Annotated in this window: 7 protein-coding genes; 1 reads left to right on the top strand and 6 read right to left on the bottom strand. The window is 64.2% G+C overall.

Annotation, left to right across the window (positions count from 1 at the left end; genetic code table 11):
- Positions 1-30: 30 nt before the first annotated feature.
- Positions 31-1,479: an MFS transporter gene (locus tag YH3_RS28050; RefSeq protein WP_064444516.1), complete on the top strand. Its 1,449-nt coding sequence runs from the start codon at positions 31-33 to the stop codon at positions 1,477-1,479.
- Here the strand turns inward: YH3_RS28050 and YH3_RS28045 are convergent.
- From YH3_RS28045 to YH3_RS28020, 6 genes are all read right to left on the bottom strand, one after another.
- On the bottom strand, positions 1,428-2,273 hold the full coding sequence (locus YH3_RS28045) for a siderophore-interacting protein (RefSeq protein WP_030535573.1): 846 nt from the start codon (positions 2,271-2,273) through the stop codon (positions 1,428-1,430). The two genes, YH3_RS28050 and YH3_RS28045, sit on opposite strands and share 52 nt — an antisense overlap.
- On the bottom strand, positions 2,270-3,571 hold the full coding sequence (gene entS / locus YH3_RS28040; protein ID WP_007735127.1) for an enterobactin transporter EntS: 1,302 nt from the start codon (positions 3,569-3,571) through the stop codon (positions 2,270-2,272). The genes YH3_RS28045 and entS overlap by 4 nt, the downstream gene beginning before the upstream one ends.
- Positions 3,568-4,581 (bottom strand): Fe2+-enterobactin ABC transporter substrate-binding protein, encoded by a 1,014-nt coding sequence (locus YH3_RS28035; RefSeq protein WP_003942170.1) that lies wholly within the window; start codon positions 4,579-4,581, stop codon positions 3,568-3,570. Before YH3_RS28035 ends, entS begins: the two co-directional genes overlap by 4 nt.
- A gap of 40 nt (positions 4,582-4,621) precedes the next feature.
- Positions 4,622-17,083 (bottom strand): non-ribosomal peptide synthetase, encoded by a 12,462-nt coding sequence (locus YH3_RS28030; protein ID WP_238592717.1) that lies wholly within the window; start codon positions 17,081-17,083, stop codon positions 4,622-4,624.
- Positions 17,084-17,290: 207 nt separating this feature from the next.
- On the bottom strand, positions 17,291-17,743 hold the full coding sequence (locus tag YH3_RS28025) for a flavodoxin family protein (RefSeq protein ID WP_003942217.1): 453 nt from the start codon (positions 17,741-17,743) through the stop codon (positions 17,291-17,293).
- Between the two features lie 47 nt (positions 17,744-17,790).
- Positions 17,791-18,438 (bottom strand): isochorismatase family protein, encoded by a 648-nt coding sequence (locus YH3_RS28020; protein ID WP_064444514.1) that lies wholly within the window; start codon positions 18,436-18,438, stop codon positions 17,791-17,793.
- Between the last annotated feature and the right edge of the window lie 7 nt (positions 18,439-18,445).

Genomic DNA, 18,445 nt, shown 5'->3' with positions numbered 1-18,445 from the left:
CTCCTCACTCCCCGATCGAAAGAGAGCACGATGACCACAGAGAGCGTCTCCGGCAATCAGCCGCGACCGGTAGCAACTATCGCAAGCCTGACCCTGCTGATCGCTGCCGTGGCCGCGCTCGAAAGCATCATCGTCCCCGCACTCCCCCTGATACAGAGAGACTTCGGAGTGACGGCCGACGTCGGAGCGCTCGCATCCGTCGCTCTGACGTTGAGCACTGTCCTCGTCACGCCGATGGCCGGGCGAATAGCCGACGTGTACGGCGCCCGCCCCACCTTGCTCGCTATCACGACAATCGTTGTCCTGGGCGGCAGCGTGTCCGCTCTCGCAACGATCTTCCCGCTGTTCGTCCTCGGCCAATTTCTCCAGGGATTCGGGCTCGGGTTGCTTCCCGTGAGCTTCGTGGTCCTACGACGCACTTTGTCCTCGGACCGACTGAAGACGGCCACGGGTTTGCTCGGGGCTGTCGTAGTGGCCGGCGGCGCTCTGGGAGTCGTGCTGGCGGGACCCGTCGCGGAAAACGTCTCACGCAGCGCGATGTATGCAGTTCCGACCGCGTTCGTTTTGCTCGGCGCAATCGCTTTTGCCGTGAGCACACCACGAGATCACATGTCGAACGTCGGCGGCCGACTCGATTGGCCGGGAGCGGGCGGATTGGCTCTGGGGTTGTTGACGCTGACGGCGTGGCTTGCGAGCGCGTCGAGCAACGGGTGGGGCGCACCGACGTCGATGCTGCTGGTTCTCGCTTCCGCTGCCGTGTTCACGATCTGGGCCAGGTATCAGAGCCGGACAACCGAGCCGATGGTCGACCTGACGATGATGCGGCATCGTTCGATGTGGAGCGCCGTGGTCGTCGGCGTGGTTTTCGGGTTCACCTACGGCGCTGTTGTCTATCTACTTCCGCAACAACTCGCCGTGCCGGCAGAGAGCGGATTCGGCCGCGGTGCATCGACAAGTGCCATCGGAATCCTGCTGTGCATCGGTTACGGCGCAGCGGTGATCGCGTCGGTGATTTCCGGAAAGCTCGCACAACGGGTCGGCACGAAAGCCATTGCGGTAGCGGGAGTTGCCTTCCTCGGCCTGAGCGGCGCCGTCGGGGTCTTTGCAACCACGATGTGGCAGATCGTTGTGGTGCTGATCCTTGCGGGTACCGGCGTTGCCGCCGCGTCGACGGCAGTGTTCGTCATCTCCGCCGACAGCGCACCGGCAGACCGCGTAGGTGTCACGACGGCAATAGTCACGATCGCCAGATCGCTGGGTTCTGCTGTGGGAACCCAAATTGCCGCCGGGATCATCGCGAGCGCGACTTCATCCGGCGGCCTTCCCCAGCACTCGGCATTCGCCACGGCTTTCGGAGTGGCGGCAATCGTTGCGATTGTCGGACTCGTTGTCGCGGTGACGATGCCGAAACCGGCGTCAACCGATGTTCAGTGGTCGTCGTCGTCCTCGTCGAAGTCTGCGACTCCGCGCTTCCAGTAGCCCGTGATCAGGTAGTCGCCCGAACTCAGGCCGAGTTCGTCGCGCACGAATCTGCGAATCGGCTTGAGACTGGTGGCCTCACCGGAGATCCAGGCGTAGAGGCGCTCACCTTCGGGCACGGTGACCGTCCGTACTGCCTGCTCGAGCAGATCCGAGTGACCGGCTGGGACGTCACCGCGGTGCAGCCATCGCACCTCGACGCCTTCCGGAACAGTGAGTTCGATTTCCTGTGAAGGGTCGGTGATCTCGACGAACACCCACCCGGCGGCAGCAGCGGGCATCATCTCGAGCCAACGAGCAATGGCAGGAAGGGCGGTGATGTCACCGGCCAGCAGATAGCGGTCGTACGTCCACGGAACCACGACGCCACCGGGCGGACCTGCCACGTGCACCCGAGTGCCGACGGTCGCCGCCTGAGCCCAATCAGAGGCGTACCCACCTTCGTGGAGCGCGAAGTCGAGGTCCAGCTCCCCCGCCTCGGCGTCGTATCGACGGACGGTGTACTCACGCGAGATCGGCAATGGACGAGGCCACTTCAGGCTGAATCCGTCGCGTTCGGGTAGACGTAAAGTTCCGTCTGCATCCGGGTAGACCAGGCGAACATGCTCGTCGGGAGCGTGCGATTCGAAGCCCGCCAACTCCGGTCCACCCAAGGTCAGACGCAACAGTCCGGTCCCGACCATTTCGCTGCGAACAACTTCGAGTTCGCGAATGCCGATGGGGTACGGCACTTTTGCGCCGGTGGTTCCCGCCAGAACTTCGGCGATGGTCGCGAGGTGGTCTCCTCGGTTCATGAACTACCTTCCTTTTCCGGCGGAGCATTCCCCACCGGCACAGTGTTTTCGGAGAGATCGACTTCGTTGATCTCCGAAGTTACCCGGCGCACCGAACCCAATGCTGCCAGGAGCACCAGGCCCAGTGTCACACCGGCGAGCCCCAAGACCAGTAGCGCGGCGCCAGGCTCGAGCCACTGCCCGAGGAACCCGGCTGCCATCGAACCGATCGCCGTACCCGTGACGGCTTGCACCATCCACAGACTGGACACGCGTCCGCGCAATTCGTCCGGCGTGTTCTGTTGAAGGACTGCAAATCTCAGAATGTCGTTGAGTGCGCGGCCGAGGCCGAATCCGGCCAGGCCCAGGAACGCGACAATCGCTGCTCCCGACGCACCCAGTACCACCAGGCCGAGAGGCATCAGCGCAACAGAGATCAACATCGCGGCGCCGTTGCGGTGGACTCGTCCGGTCCAACCGCTGGTGAGGGAACCGACCACAGCGCCGACAGCGGGGGCGCCGTAGAGCAGACCGAGCATGGTGGGTCCGCCGCCGAGAACCTGGTCGACGAAGGCAGGCAGCAACACCATCGGCCCGCTGACGAACATGACCAACAGACCGCTGATCAGGATGCCGCGAATGACTGTGTGCGTGCCGGCGAATTTCACGCCGGTCACCAGCGCGCGCATCGGGCTTTCGTGATTCGTGCCCGGTGCAGGGGAAGGGCCGATGGCTTGGAACAACGTGACAGTTGCTGCGGTGGCCACCGCAGCAACAAAGTATGTCGCGGGAATGCCGCCGGAGGCGATGATCACGCCGGCGATTGCCGGCGAGATCATCGTCCCGATGTCGGTGGTCAGCGCTACCAAAGCGCCGGCCGCAGCCATCTTGTTGCGCGGCAACAACGTCGGCATCAAAGCCATCAAGGCCGAGCTGCTGACACCGCCGGCCAAGCCGTCGACAGCTGCCGCGACGTAGATGACCCACATCGACGGGTGTGGCAAGAGCGCGTTGCACCCGAGAATGACAAAGCCGAGACCCGCAGCACTGCGGGCCAACTGGATGGTGCGTCGCCGATCGTAACGGTCAGCGAGCACGCCGCCGAACAGGCTGCCGAAGAACATGGCGATGGCCATCGCCGTGGACACTCCGGCAACCTGCAAGGTCGAGCCGGTGAGCTGGTACGTCTGCGCGGGGACGGCTACGACGAGCAGTCCGATCCCGAGCAGCGAGATCAATCGTGCGGAAAAGGCGTACCTGAAGGGACGGCTGGTCCGCAAGGGTGAAACATCGATCACCAGCCCACCGAATCGAGTCATGCGAAGGTCTGGCCGATCAGGTCGAGGGTAGCCATTGCGCCGTCGTAGTCAGGACGGTAGCTGCTGGCGGGGAGCTCGAACGTCGTGCCTGCCTTGAAGGACGGCAACTGCGAGTAAAGCGGATCGGTGGCAAGTTCGGCCATCGGGCGACCGGACACCGGAATCACAAAGGCGACAGGAGCATCGGCGACCTGCGAGAGCAGTTCCGGGCTGACCTCGAACGAGTCACCCGAGCCGAAGAGCTGCGGGTTGCCGGCCTTGGCCATGACGTCGTCGGCCTTGAAACCGAGCTCGGCGAGCATCGCGGGCAGCGCGGCCGTCGGCGGAACGAGGTACGGCTTGTTGCTCGAGACCGAGAGGAAGTAGACGACGTTGCCCTCGGGAACCTTGATCTTGCCCTTGACCTCTTTGACCTTGTCCTCGTATGCGCTCATCAGCGCCGGAACCTGGTCGGAACGGCCCGCCGCGTCGGCGACGATTTCGAGCTGCTTGTCCCACGCGGCGACCGTCTTGGGGACCAAGACGGTGGGTGCGATAGCAGTGAGCTGATCGTAGAGTTCCTCGGACTGAACAGAGGTGATTCCCTGGCCACCGCCGATGATCAGGTCGGGCTCAGCCGCCGCGACGGCTTCGATGTTGAGCTGCTCGCCGGCCGGCAATTCCTTGGTGCCCTGCGCCTTTGCGGCGTCCGCCCAAGCCGGCGGGAATCCACCGTCGAGGTTCGTGACACCGAGGACGCGGGTATCGGTGGCAACCACCGGTGCGTCCAGGGCGTACAGGTATCCGGCGAGACCGCCGCTCAGAACCACGATGCGCTCCGCCGACGCGGGCACGGTGACCGAGCCCTTCTCGGTCTCGATCACGCGGGTCGTGGGCTCTGCAGCCTTGGTCGGTTCGTCGTTCGAATCGCTACTGCAACCGATCATCGCCACGAGTGCGACGATCAGCAACCCTGCGATGGCGACGAATCGTCGCCAACTCCGTATCGCGAGGGGCGGTGTGGACTTCATCATTGAGCTCCCATTGTGTTTCAACTGTGTGGTTTTCGAACTATGTGGCCGTGCGTTTCGACAAATGGCTGTCGAGCAGCGGGGCAATCGCCGCCCACCCGGCTGGGGTCACCAATCCGGCGTGGTCGTACGGCAGATGGTGTACTGCCATGTCCCGGTCCCCGCGGACTCTGCGCCAGCGATCGGCCAGCAGCTGTCCGGACGCCTCGGCGTCGGCGGTGATCAGAGTAACCGGTCCGTCGTAGGTTGTGTCGGTCGAGCTGGCCACGAGCAAACGAGTGGCATCAAAACCCGCCCGAACAGCGTCGACCAGTCCCGGTGTCTGAGTGAGGATCTCGGGTGGCAGGGCGGCGGCCAGATCTCGGTCGTCGGCATCGTCGCGACCGTGATCGTCACGATCTCCCAGTGGATGAGTATCGATCAGACCGGCGAACTCCACTGTCTCGCCGATATCGACCAGCTGAGCCGCCATCGCGGCAACGACGTTGCCACCGAACGAGTAGCCGAGCAGGTGGTACGGCCCGCTCGGTTGCACGCCGCGAATCGTGTCGACGTACATCGCTGCCAGTTGGTCCACGTTCGTCGGTTCGAGTGGCTCCCCGGCAACTGTGGGCAGTTGCAGGCCGAACAGTGGACGGTCGGCCTCGAGAACACCGGCCAAAGGCGCAAAGGGCCAAGCGAATCCACCGGCCGGATGCACGCAGAACAGTGGTTCTCCGCTGCCTTCGGCTCGCAGTGTCAGGAGGCGATCGCGACTCAGATCGATTTCGGACGCCGACTCGTCAAGGTGTACTGCAAGTTCTGCAACTGTCGGACGGGCCATCAGCGTTCCCACACCGACGCTCACCGACAGGTCGTGCTCCATCTCCCCCACCAGTCGCATAGCTCGCAGCGAGTCGCCGCCGAGATCGAAGAAACTCTCTTCGGGATCGACTGCCTCGACGCCGAGTACCCGCGCAAAGACCTGGCACAGTTGCCTTTCCATCTCGGTTCGCGGTGCTCGGGCCGCTGCTCGGGCGGGGGGTGCCGGCAACGCACCGCGGTCCAGTTTTCCGTTGGGCGTCAACGGGATCGAATCCACGACGACGATGTCCGACGGAACCAGGTGTGCCGGTACGCTTTCCCGCAACGCAGCTCGCAGATCGACTGGATCAGCGCCGGGTTCTTCGATGACGTAGCCGACCAGTCGCGGCGGCGCACCGCCTTCGCTACGGACTGACGCTGCCGCTCTCAACACTCCCGGCAACGACGCCAGCGCGGATTCGACTTCACCCAATTCGATCCGAATGCCTCGGATCTTGACCTGATGGTCTGCGCGACCCAGATATTCGAGTTCGCCGTCGCGGCGACGCAGTACAACGTCACCCGTGCGGTACATGCGCTTGCCGACGGAGTAGGGATCAGCAACGAACACAGCGGAGGTCAACGCGGTCCGGTGAAGGTAACCCATCGCCGTTCCGTCTCCGGACATGTACAGCTCGCCCGCCGCTCCGATCGGTACCTCCCGCAGACCCGAATCGAGTACCCGCGCAGACGCGTTCAGAATCGGACGACCCAAGCAGGGTGTCTCGCTCCCCTGAACCGGGGATCCCATCGCGTTGATCGTGAACTCCGTCGGCCCGTAAAGGTCGTACCCGTCGACACCGTCCTGATCGCGCAATCGCGACCACAACTCGGCAGGTACAGCTTCTCCGCCGAGCATCACCAACACCGGCGTCCGCTCACCGTCGAGGAGACCGGCGGCCATCAGTTCCCTGGCATACGAGGGGGTTACATTCACGACGTCGATACCGACTTCGCGGTAATGCTTCACCAGAGACGCGGGGTCCAGTCGCGCCTGCTCGTCGATCACGTGAACTTCGTGCCCCGCGAGCAACCAGAACAGTTCCTCCCACGACATGTCGAACGAGAACGAGACTGTATGCGCGATGCGCAGACGTCGGCCACCCACACTGTTTTCGGTCGGAGTGAATATCTCGGCCTTGTGATTGTGATACATCGTCGTCAACCCGCGGTGACCCACCACGACGCCCTTGGGTTTTCCGGTACTGCCCGAGGTGTAGATGACGTAGGCAGGCTGGTCCGGTGAGGTCGGCCCGCAGACCGCAGCCTCGTCGACAACTGGTGCCGAAGACTGCCCGTCGAGTACCCCGGCCACGTCCGGGTCGTCGAGTACCAGACATGCCTGTCCATCGGGAACTACGAGGTCACGCGTCTGAGTCGTGGTGACTACCAGCGCCGCATCGCTGTCGAGGATGAGTTCGCGCAGGCGTGCCGGCGGGTGAGCCAGATCCAAGGGAAGGTAGGCCGCTCCGGTTCTCATGACGGCGAAGATTGCGACGACGTGATCGGCAGTACGCGGAAGTGCGAGCGCGACAACACGGGTCGGTCCCCCGCCTGGTACCGACTGCCCCAGCGCCGACGCGAGTATCCGTGCCAGTCTGTCCACCCGAGAGTTCATCTCGGCTGCGCTCAGTGTGACGTCTCCGAAGACCAGCGCCGTCTCGTCCGGAGTTGCCGCTGCCCTTTCGCGCAGTAGTGCGTCCACGCTACCGCCGGCCTGGTCCGGCCGTGGCATCACGACGTGCTCCGAAGCGAATTCCGCGGGGGTGCGCGAAAGCGGAACCGCCGTGTCCGCCACCGTGGCGGTGTCGGAATTCGCCATCACTTCGAGAATCGTGATGGTGCGGGACAGGATGTCCTGAGCCACGTCGTGCGGAATCAGGTCAGGACGGTTTTCGAGTGTGAGCGCCATCGCCGCGTCCCCGACACCCGGATCCACGTCGAGCGTGAGCGCATAGTGCGTGCCGTCCACCGCATCGAACCCGACGATTCCACTGCGACCGAACGTGTCTCGACGTGCCTGTTCGTCGCGAGGGGTGTTGCGGAAAACGTAGAGCGTGTCGAAGAGCGTGGCGAACCCTGCACTTCGCTGCACGTCGCCGAGCCCGAGATGGTGATGCCCCAGCAGCGAACCTTGTTCACTGAACAGGCGTCCGAGCAACGCCGAGATCTCCTCGCCTGGCCGGACCCGGACACGCACGGGAATGGTGTTGAGCGCCAAGCCCACCATGCGGTCGGCGCCCTCGACCTCGGGTGAACGTCCCGAAACCGTCGATCCGAAGACCACGTCGTCACGCCCCGTCACGGCGCGCAATGCCAGGCCCCACGCCGCAGAGACGACGGTGGACAGCGTCACTCCGCTACGTCTGGCCAGCTCGCGTACGTGCTCGGTGATGCTCTGTTCGAGCTGAACCCGGGTGAACACCGGCAACGGAGCGCGCCCGCCTGATCCCGTACCACCCACGAGTGTGGGTTGCTCGAGATCCGCGAGGTAGTCCTTCCAGGACGAGATGGCGTCCGTGCGATCCGCTTCGGCGATCCATCGCAGGTGATCACGGAAGTCCGCAGGCTTGTCGAGCGCGCCGTCGAGTCCAACCGGGTCCGTGCCGTGTGTGCGAGCAAACTCGTAGAGCGCAAACAACTCCGCGTACATCAAGGTCTGCGACCAACCGTCGGTCAGCAGGTGGTGCTGAGTGAAGACGAGGTGCGCTCCCCCACCTGGCAACCAGACCAACACCATTCGAATGAGTGGCGGCGCACTCAAGTCGAACAGCCTGCCGAATTCAGCCTCGTCGACGGCGCGGACCTCGATATCCAAGTCCTCGGGTGCGACTGCGCTCAGATCGATTTCGCGGAAAGGCATTTCGGCTGCCCTGGGCACGAACTGCACCGGAGCGTCGAAACCGGCGTGTGTGAAGCCGGCCCGCAGGTTCGGATAGCGCCGCAAGAGCGCATCCCCCGCTGCTCGGATTGAGCGAACGTCGACGGCGGCATCGGCGGAGAACTCGAATCGCGGCTGCATGTGATAGACATCCGTGCCGCCGGCGCCGTCGAGAACCGACTGGAAGTACATGCCTTCCTGCAAGGGACCGAGTGGCAGCACGTCCTGCCAGCCCGGGCTCAGCGACTCGAGCCGTGCCCGACGATCCGCATCGACGGCTACGAGTGGGCTCGGCACACGATCCGGCGCGGTGTCGGGCAATGCCTTCCGGTCCACCTTGCCGTTGAGGGTGAGTGGTAGTGCTTCGAGCACCGTGATGGTCTGCGGCACCATGTGTTCGGGTAGGAGCCGCGCAATCTCCTTGCGCACCAGTACCGAATCGAGCGTGGTTGCACCTTCGGGAACCACATATCCGTGCAGACTTCCGGTACCCGCCGCATCGACGCGAACGGTGGCTGCCGCGCGGAACACACCTGCCACCGATCCGAGCGCGCCTTCGACCTCGCCGAGCTCGATGCGGAAACCACGAACCTTCACCTGATCGTCAGCACGACGAAGGAAGTGCAAAACCCCTCGCCGGCGTCGGACCAGATCGCCGGTGCGGTAGAGGCGTGCCCCCGGCAGAGAAGGATCGGCGACGAACCGAGCGACGGTCAGATCGGGGCGGTTCAGGTATCCGCGGACCACCTGCGCACCGCCCAGATACAGCTCGCCCGCAACGCCTTCCGGAACCTCACGCAGGTCGTCGTCGAGGATTCGCACGTGCACATCGGTCCAGGGCTGACCGATCGTGACTCGGTCGCCGGTCGTGATGACCGAAGATGTCGCCCACACCGTGGCCTCGGTGGGTCCATAGACATTCCGGACCGAAGCAGCGTTGGCCACCAGATCGTCGGCCAGATCCTGCGGGAGGGCTTCCCCTCCCACCAGGGCTCGCACCATGGCGAGTCCGACTGCGTTCTCGTGTTCGGTGACCACTCGCCACAGCGCCGGCGTTGCCTGCATCACTGTCGCATCGCTTGCGATGATCAACGCCGACAACGCATCCGGGTCGCGAACCGTCCTGCGGTCTGCGATCACGACAGTCGCGCCCGCCGCGAGCGGGCACAGCAACTCGAGTGCCGCGATGTCGAACGACACCGTTGTCACCGCGACGATGCGATCGCCCGGCCTGATCCAGCAATCCTCGAGTACCGTGTCCGCGAAGGCTGCGAGGTTGCCCGTCGAGACCATCACGCCCTTGGGGCGACCCGTCGAACCGGAGGTGTGGATCATGTAGGCGAGGTGATCACCCGCCGCGGGCGGCGGAGGAAGCACGACACCCGAGTTGGTGAACTCACCGTCCACGAAGACACTCGTGGCGACCGTCAACGGAAGTTGCCCGGCGCTGTCGATACTGGTCAGGACACACACCGGAGCCGCGTCCTCGATCATGAACTCGAGCCGCTCAGTCGGGTAATGGACGTCGAGTGGCAGGTACGCAGCGCCGATGCGGAGTACCGCGAGCAGTCCGGCCACCAGATCCGCATTTCGATCCAGCGCGACGGCGACTACCTTCTCGGGTCCGGCGCCGACCGCGAGAAGTTCGCGGGCCAGCTCGTCGACGCGCGCCGACAGTTCCCCGTAGGTAATTCCGACCTCGCCGGAGATCACCGCGATGTCGTCGGGGTGGCGGCTGACGTGTCGAGCGAACAACTGCGAGATCCCCGACGGCGGCGTCGCGCGTCGGCCCGGGTCGCGATCCGGCTTGTTTTCCGCCAGTCGCAGATCCGCGACGACAGTGCTGATTTCGTGACCGAGGACCGCGATCACACCGTCGAGCAATGCGTCCGCAGTCGCGGCGTCGAACAGCCCGGCATCAACCGTCAATCGAAGTTCTGTTGCGGTTCGGACGAATTCGAGGTCGACGTTCTTTCCGGGCGAGTGACCGACACGGGCAGCGAACAGGCTGCTCGTCGGACGCACGAGTAGATCGGCGATTCGGTCGAGGCTGACATCGGAATGCGCAAGTGCCTCGGAGACAGCGTTTTCGACTCGCCGAACGACATCGGCAATTCTCGGCCGACCGGACAGGTCGACCCGAATCAGGGTGTCAGTCCCTTCCGAGACCAGTCCGACCGCAAGGTCCCGACCACCGCCGAAGCTGTTCAGCGTCGCCGCCACGGCGGCCAACAGCACCGCGTCGAATCCTGGTTCGTCACCGAACCGGGCATCGCGTAGCTGACGGAGGTAGGTGTGCGGGCGGTACTCTTCGCCGCGCGGGCGGTCATACGGAAGGTCCGTTTCGAGGGGCAGGTCCGCGAGCGTGCGAACCCAGTAACGCTCGTGATCAGGATTTCCCGCCACCGCCGGGGCGCGGAACGTCGCCACGGTCACGACGGGTCGATCGACGCCAACGACCGAATCCGGCGAGAACTTCGTCCGATCGACGCGTGCGGCCATGGCAAGACCGAGGGGGGTCGGGGTGTCGAAGACATCCGAGACGACGACGCGAATTCCCAGCTTGCGCAGGCTTCCCACCAACCGCATCGCAGTGAGCGAGTGACCGCCGAGAGTGAAGAAATTGTCACCCGGATCGACGTCGGGAATCTCCAACACCGTTTCGACACAGGCGCACACTGCATCAACGACCGCGGGATCGACATCGATCGCAGGATCGGACGCGGCCACCTTTTTCGTGACAGCGACATTTTTCGCGGCAGACACCGCATCGGCAACGGACGCTGCCTGTCGGACTACCGTGAGCACCGCGGATGCGGGAGCTGTCGGCTCGGTCAGCAACCCACGCAGGATCTCCGCGAGCCGTGTGACCATTCGCTGCGCCGTGGCGTCGGAGACAACTGCCGGATCGTGGTACAGAACCAGATCCAGACCGGTGCTCGGCGGCGCCATCAACGTCATCGGATAGTGCGTGACTCCGCGGTTGGTGAATCCCTCGACCCGCAGTGTGTGCGATGCAGGCTGTCCTGCACCGGAGTTCGGGAAGTTCTCGAACACCAGGAGCGTGTCGAACAGTTGCCCGATTCCGGCGATGCGTTCGATCTCGGCCAAACTGGTGTGTTCGACGTCCACGATGTCGAATTGGGCGTTCTGGAGATCGACGAACTGATCGAGCAAAGGCCGGTGCGCGACGATGTCGAGGCGGGCCGGAATCGTGTTGCTGAACAACCCGACCATTCCCTCCACCCCCGAGAGTTCGGCAGGTCGGCCGGACACCGTGGCCCCGAACACGACGTCCCACTGTCCTGTCGCTTCGGCGAGCGCTGCTGCCCACGCACCCTGAACCAGGGTGTTGACCGTCAGCGCTCGCGCACGGCCGAGTTCGATCAGCGCTTCGGCGTCCGATGTCGCGAGAGGAACCTCGAGCGCGACGGGCACACTTCGCGGCGCTCCGGCGTCGGCAACGAGAGTCGGCGCGGTGAGCCCACGCAAACGCTCGCTCCACGCTGCGCGGGCAGAGTCCTGATCGCGGCCGGCGATCCATGCCAAGTAGTCGCGATACGGCGTCGGCGCAGGGAGGCGGCTGTCGCCGTCGTGGTAGACGTTCATCAGCTCGCGCAGGACGATCGGAGTCGACCAACCGTCGGTGAGCAGGTGGTGAGCGTTGAGGACCAAACGGTGCACCCCGCCGGGCAGCCGAACCAGTAGTGCACGCAGCAGAGGCGGTGTACTGACGTCGAAGACATGCTTGGCGGCCTCGTCCTCGAGCTGATCTGCAGAGCGGAATGCAGTGTCAGCTGGAACGGAGGTCAGATCGACCGAACGCCACTCGACTTTTGCGCCGCGCGGAATGATCTGAACGGGCCGTTCGAACTGCTCGTAGTGAAAAGCTGCGCGAAGGTTCGGGTGCCTGTCGATCACGGTCTCGAACGCGTCGGCCAACTTCGCCTCGTCCAGTGGCCCGGAGAGGTCGAAGCGTGCAGTGAGCGTGTAGACGTCTGCGGCTCCGTCACGGACCGCATGGAACAGGAGACCTTCTTGTAGCGGCGAGAGCGGAAGGACGTCGGCAAGCGGTCCGTGGACGGCTTCGAGTTCGTTGATCCCGGCCTGATCGACCACCGCGCCCTGGCCGAAGATCGTCGCCGAGCAATCGGAAGGCGTCAAACCACCCTCGAAGAGCGCGGCATGCGCGGTCAGGGCAGCGAGCGCACGTTCCCAATGCTCTTGCAGCTCGACGATCGTCGCGGCGTCGAGCACTGAACCCGCCGCAGTCCATTCGACTGCCAGCGTCGGTGATCCGTCCTCACGGACAAATGCGTTGAGCGCCAGCACTTCCGACATTGCCTTGCTCGCCGGTTCGATGACCGCGAATGGATCCTGCTCCGGCAATCGCCATCCGGTTCCGGGTAGGGACGGGAAGCGGCCGAGATAGTTGAGCAACAGTTCAGGTGTAGCGCACGCGGAAAGGTCAGGTGCGGTGTCGCGATCCAGATGCCGCAGAACTCCGTAGCCAACTCCACCTCCGGGTACGGCGCGTTTTGCTTCCTTCACCGCACGAAGCAGATGCCCGGCAGCTGCTCCGCCGCTCAGTGCGTCGGCAAGATCGTCTGCGGTGAGCAGTGCATCGGTGGGAACCCGAACGGGGAACTCACTGGTGAACCACCCGATGGTTCCGGCGAAGTCGGTGTCGCTGGTGAGCGCGTCGCGGCCATGACCTTCGACGGTAACTGTCTGCGCGGGCAGCCCAGTCAGGCCGCGACTGTGCTGCCATGAGCGCAAGGCAAGCATCAATCCCGCGAGAAGCACTTCGTCGGTCTTGGCTCGATACGCCGCCGGAAGCGTGGTCAACAGCGCGTCCGTGACGGCCGGGGGCGCAACAGTTGTCGTGCGAGTGGCGGTTGCGGTCACGTCGATCTTCGGGTCGAGACGACGACTGCCGATCGCCTCGTCGTCCGCCTGTACCGACGCGGACTTCCAGTACTCGAGCTCTGACGCCCTGCTGCCAGAGGCCCCGAATTCCGCGAGCAACCCTGCGTATCGACGCCACGAACTTCCGCCTGCAGCCAACCGGGCCGACCTACGCTCGCGCGCTGCATCGGTAGCTTCGCGGAGGTCTGGAAGCAGAATTCGCCAGGACACACCGTCGACGATCAAATGGTGAGCCACGACGATCAATTGGTCGGGTCGACCGGCCTCGGTATTGACCAGTACGACTCGCAGGAGTTCACCGGCGCGTGGGTCGAGACTCGCCGCCGACGCCTCCGCGAGCTCTCTGATCCGGGACGGCTCGGAGGTGTCGGACACCTCGCGAACGAGTCCCTCGCTGCGCACTGCACCGGCGTCCCGGACGATCAATTCGGTAGTGCCGCTGTCGTTGTCACGGCGCAGGAGCAGGCGTAGAGCGTCATGGTGATCGAGGATCGTCTGCACGCCGGACTGCAGGTCACCCAGTGAAAGGCTGTCGTCGATGCGCACTGCGGTCCACTGCGCATAGCCCGCGATTGCCTCGTCTGCCGAATTTTTTTCGATCAGTGCTCGAACGATCGGCGGGGCGATCACGGTGCCGGTGGCCACGTCCGCAACCGAGGCTACGGCGTCGGCGTCATCGGCAATCTCACGTGCCGCAGCGGCGATGGTTCCCAGATCTCGCTGTGCCAGTAGTTCTTTGGGAGCAACGATTAGTCCGCGCACCCGCAGGCGACTGCTGACACTGATTGCCGTGATGCTGTCACCACCGAGGCCGAAGAAGTCCTCGTCCACGCCGACGCGTTCGCGGCCGAGCACCTCGGCCACCACGTCACAGAGGATTTCCTCGCTCGGTGTGGATGCGGCGCGACCTGCCGATTCGGCAGCCGGGGCTGGTAGTGCCGCACGATCGAGCTTTCCGTTCACCGTGACGGGTAGTTCGTCCAGAACGACGATTGCGGCGGGAACGAGATGATCCGGTACGCGACCGGCGAGGTCACGGCGCAATTCTTCCTGCGGCGGAAGCGCCGCGCCGGCGGCGGCTACAACGTAGCCGACGAGGCTGGGCCGTCCCCCATCCGTGCGGATCAACGCAGCAGCCGCGCCGATTCCGGGTACCGATCCGAGAACAGCCTCGACCTCGCTCAACTCGACTCGATGTCCGCGAATCTTCACCTGCTTGTCGCTGCGACCGATGAAGTCGTAGCCCCGCCCCGGCACCCACCGCGCCACGTCCCCGGCGCGGTACATCAGATCTCCCGGAGCCCCGAAAGGATCTGCGACAAAACGCTCGGAGGTCGCGCCGGCGCGGCCGAGGTAGCCCCTGGCCATTTGCGGTCCCGCCAGGTAGAGCTCACCTCGTTCACCGTCGGCGACCGGCTCGAGCGCGCTGTCGAGAAGGTACGCACGGGTACCCGCGAGGGGGTACCCGATACGCGGTCCGGCACCTTCGACCGTGGTCACGATCGCGTCGACCGTCGTTTCTGTGGGGCCGTACAGGTTTCGAGCCGGAACACCGGATTCGATGATCGCGTCCCACAGTGCGGGCGGTGCCGCCTCGCCACCCACGACGAGGAGCTGCAACCGTTGCGTACGCAGCAACCCGTTGTCCACCATCGCTGCCGCCATCGACGGCGTCGTGTCGACCACGTCGACGCAATCTCGCTCGAACGCCGCGACCAGAGCAACCGCGTCCTTCTGCAGTTCCTCGTCGTATACGTGCACACGATGACCACACAGCAGCCACAACAGTTGATCGAGAGACGCATCGAAGGCGAACGACGCTGTGTGCGCGGTGTGCAGTTGACGGTTCCCGACGCGCTCGGCGGTGTCCCGGTAGATGGTGGCGCGATGGTGGTGAAGCAGGTGCGCCAATCCACCGCCTCTGACCAGCACACCCTTGGGCTTGCCTGTCGATCCCGAGGTGTAGATGACATACGCCAGGTGATCACCATGCCGTGCTGTCGCCAGTTCACCGAGTTCGAGTGGAAGCTCGGAATTAGCACGGAGTTCTTCGCGGACTGCGTCGGAATCGATGACGAGGGGGTCGGGCCGAGAACCTCCGACGAGTTGCTCGGCCAGAGTGGAAGTGGTGATCACGACCTTCGGCTGCGCGTCGTCGATCAGATCTCGCAACCGCTCGGCCGGGTGCTGCGGATCCAGGGCCACGTACGCTGCGCCCGCGTTCAATGTCGCGAGCAGAGCCACCACCATCTCGGAAGTACGCGGAAGCGCAAGTCCGACAATGTCGTCCGGGCCGACATCGCGGGCCCGAAGCAACCGGGCGAGCTTGTGGACGCGGCCACCGAGTTCTGCGCCTGTCAAACGTTCGTCACCGCACACGAGGACTGTGTCATCCGCGTGCTCGACAACGATGCGGTCGAACACGTCGGGAACGAGTTCGACCGAGCCGGGCAGCGGTGCAGTTTCGCGGCCGGCGAGAATCCGCGCGGCTTCGGCCGCAGGCATCATCTCCACCTGACCGACGGCAGGATCTCCCTCCCCGACCATCGCGTTGACGATGCTGACGAAACCGGCGAGGCGACGCTGAACCGATTCCCGAGTATTGGTACGCGCGTCCACTTCGAATCCGAGTAGAACTTCGCCGTCCGCAATGGGCGTCACCGTCAAACCCAGGTCCTCCGGCGGTCCCCCGGCGACGTTTCGCAGTACACCCACAGCGCCGGCGAAATCGAGGGCGAAGTCGAAAGCCTTGAGATTGATTCCGATCCCGTGAAGCAGTGCGCCGGTTCCGGCGACGCCCAGGTCCCGAGCAAGATTCTCACCGCGGTAGCGCTGGTGTGCGCGCAGGCTTTTCATCGTGGCGGCCACCTGCTTGCTCAGGTCACCGAGTCGATCGTGGCTGCGAATCGTCAACCGGAGAGGCAGAACGTTGACTGCCATGGCCGGCGTCTTGAGTGCCGTGCGACCTACGCGCGCCATGAGTGGCATCGCGATGACAACATCCGTCTCGCCGAGCAGTCGGTGGAGAAACGCGCCGTAGCAGGCGATCAGTGCCTCGGCCCACGTTGTTCCCGTCGCGTCTGCCACGTCTTTGAGGCGGTTGAGGGCGTCGGCGGTAATGATCTCGCGAACCTGGATCGTTCGTTCCGCCGGACCGGTGACCTGCTGGCCGCGTCCGTCCAACGCGGGCAACGGCGTCAGGACATCACGCCAGTAGTCACGATCTTCCGCGAACTGCTCGCCAGCCCGGTACGCCTCGTCCTCGCTGACCAGATCTGTCATAGAACCGAATCGCGTTGGTGCGACGTCGGTTCCCTTCTTCGCGGCCGTGTAGTGCGCGGCGACACGACGCGAAATCATGGCTGCGCTGTAGCCGTCGACGATCAAGTGGTGATAGAGCTGGATGCACCAGATCTCGCGATCGGAGAGCCTGATCAGCGAGTACGTGTACAGCGGACGCTCCACCATCAGGCGGCAGTACTCGGACGCCCGGCTGCGCTCGGCGTCGACCAGTGCGTGCGCCACGGCTACGGGATCGCGCTCGTCACGGACGTCGGTGATCGGGATGATGCCAACCGGCTCGTCGGAGATGTACTGACGCGGGCCGTCCGCCGTCTCGATCATCCGCAGCCGCATGGTTTCGGCTTCACCGATCGTCGCCGTGATGGCGGCTGTCAGCAGTTCGGTGTCGATCGGTTCGTCACCCGAGATTTCGAGCACCTCGCCGACGAGGTAGCTCCGAGATTCGGGATCAAGCCTCTGTGCGTTCCAAATCCCGAGTTGAGCTCCTGTGAGAGCAAACGTAGCTTCGCTCGCCGCTCCGGAGTTCGAACCTGGAAGAACGCTCACACTGATCCCCTCGTCTGTGGACACACGTCACCCAAGGGTGACCTAACGTCGTTTTGGGTAGCCTAAACTAAATGTCAACGAATCGGGGAATCCGCCTCGCCGGTGACCCGAGAACCGACGACTCCCGACGCGTTAATCGGAGGACACGCGCTTCTACAACCGCTTGCGGGACAGTCTCTTTCGTGAATCGAAACGAGAAAGTGAAGGCTAGTCCATCAGCGTTGCCGCGACGGTTCCGCCCAGTTCATAACAACCATCGCGGACAGATTTGTCCACGCTCACAGTCACTTCGAGCGGATCCGCCACCGCGACCAATCCGAGCCCGGTGGCGAGTTTGCGCACCGAGGACACTGCACCGGCAGTGTCGTTGTTGCCGTGAACCCACAGGCCGTACGGTCGATCCGAAACCGCGCCGAGGCATTGGTAGTACGTGGTGTCGAAGAAGTATTTCAGCGCGCCCGACATGTAACCGAAATTGGCGGTGGTACCGAAAAGATAGCCGTCAGCAGCGAGGACGTCGGGCACCGTCGCCGCCAACGCCGGCATCACCTTCACCTCGACGCCCTCGATCTCGGGATCGCGAGCCCCGGCCAGGACCGCATCCAACAATTCGTGGGTTGTCGGCGAGGGCGAGTGGTGAACCACCAACAGAGTCTTCACACACCTGACAATACGGCGACGGGTGGCGCACCCGTCGCCGTTCACGCCTACACCGAAACGGTTTCCGCGCTCATCGCCTTGACCAGGTCGTCGGTTCGGGTGACCGAGGCGCAGCGCCCGGCCGCGTACTCGAGCGCACCGACATGCTCGTCCAGGGAGAAGTCGGCTACCGCGTCGCCCACGAAGAAGATCTGCACGTCTTGCATGAACCCGTCCAAAGCGGTAGTCAGGCAACCGATGTGGGCATAGATTCCGGTGATGATCAGCTGGTCACGCCCACTCTCGCGCAGCCGCTCACGCAGATCCGTCTTGATGAAGGCGCTGTAGCGCCATTTTGTGAGCATCACGTCGTCCGGATGCGGAGCCAACTCGGCGATCACGTCGGTGTGAGCGGGATCTGCCTTCAGACCCGGTCCCCAGAAATCCGACAGCAACGCACGCTCCTCGGGATCCTGATCACCGGGTTGCGCGGTGTAGACGATCGGGATTCCGGCAGCTCGCGCCGACGAACGAAGCCGGTCGATGTTCGGAACCACGGTTTGGAGCGGGTCGACGCTTCGGTCGTACGCGTTCACGAAATATTCCTGCATGTCGTGCAGAAGCAACACCGCTCGGGAAGGATCGAGAGCCCAGTCGACCCGATTCTGCGGAAACTCGGTGGGCATCTCGTATCGCACTGCTGTGGGTAGCGCCATGATGAAT

This window comes from Rhodococcus sp. YH3-3, from assembly GCF_001653035.1.
GTDB classification, from domain to species: Bacteria; Actinomycetota; Actinomycetes; order Mycobacteriales; family Mycobacteriaceae; genus Rhodococcus_F; species Rhodococcus_F qingshengii.
Note: the sequence above shows the minus strand (reverse complement) of the source record. Positions and strands in the feature narration are given on the sequence as shown.

Excerpts from the sequence above, each read along its gene's own strand:
- YH3_RS28050 (WP_064444516.1), top strand. The coding sequence starts at position 31 with ATGACCACAGAGAGCGTCTCCGGCAATCAGCCGCGACCGGTAGCAACT.
- YH3_RS28045 (WP_030535573.1), bottom strand. The coding sequence starts at position 2,273 with ATGAACCGAGGAGACCACCTCGCGACCATCGCCGAAGTTCTGGCGGGA.
- entS (WP_007735127.1), bottom strand. The coding sequence starts at position 3,571 with ATGACTCGATTCGGTGGGCTGGTGATCGATGTTTCACCCTTGCGGACC.
- YH3_RS28035 (WP_003942170.1), bottom strand. The coding sequence starts at position 4,581 with ATGAAGTCCACACCGCCCCTCGCGATACGGAGTTGGCGACGATTCGTC.
- YH3_RS28020 (WP_064444514.1), bottom strand. The coding sequence starts at position 18,438 with ATGGCGCTACCCACAGCAGTGCGATACGAGATGCCCACCGAGTTTCCG.